Here is a 742-nt window from a genome sequence, read left to right on the forward strand (position 1 = left end):
GTATCATTTGCCCCTTCCCCTGCTGTCTTTTTTAATAATACTGCAAATATAAATAAATAGTAATATAAAAAAGCAAATTAAAATCATTATTACGCTTAAGGTGCTCATTGAATAAGAATTAAGCGAAACATATCCGAAGGTTGAATCCTTACCTTCACTTTTGAGGATGCGCTCTACAGAGTTTCCGTAGAGACTGTCTATCTGATTATAGGAATTATTACAGAAGGCTTCATCAAAAACAAAGCTTCTTGTTTTAAGTTCAATTTTATGATCAGACTCTTCGTAATAAGGAAATTCCACCTTTTGAGAAAGCTTTACCTCAGAAGAATCGTTTCCATCTGAAGAATTAAGGGAAACATATGGAGAGGTCTGAATTTTCCAGTTCCACTTGTAATAACCGTCAAACTGAGGAAGCTCAGAACTTACAACTCCGGACTTGCCCGGCAGAGTAATTTTTGAAAGCTTAGAGCCCGCAGAAGTTCTTGTTGTAACTAAGCTGACCATTAAAAACATAAAAACCGCAAGAACAGAAAGCGGAAGAATTAAAAAAGCCTTATTGGAAAAATAATCAATTTTTTTTGCAGGCAGAATAAAAAGACTCTGGAATGGAAGCTTACTTTTCTGAATCCTTTCAATTTCGCTGTAAATGCAGAGGGCAGAAAAAAGGCCTCCTACAAAAAATATAAAAAGAACAGCGGTTAAAAGTGAAGAACAGATAATATTTAAAAGCACAACGACAAAA

At 34.8% G+C, this 742-nt stretch carries 1 protein-coding gene; it reads right to left on the reverse strand.

What is annotated here, in order from left to right; genetic code table 11:
• Positions 1–3: 3 nt before the first annotated feature.
• On the reverse strand, positions 4–742 hold a 739-nt coding region (locus tag MSI_RS13555; RefSeq protein WP_192807784.1), incomplete at its 5' end, for a hypothetical protein.

Source organism: Treponema sp. JC4 (assembly GCF_000260795.1).
Lineage (GTDB): Bacteria > Spirochaetota > Spirochaetia > Treponematales > Treponemataceae > Treponema_D.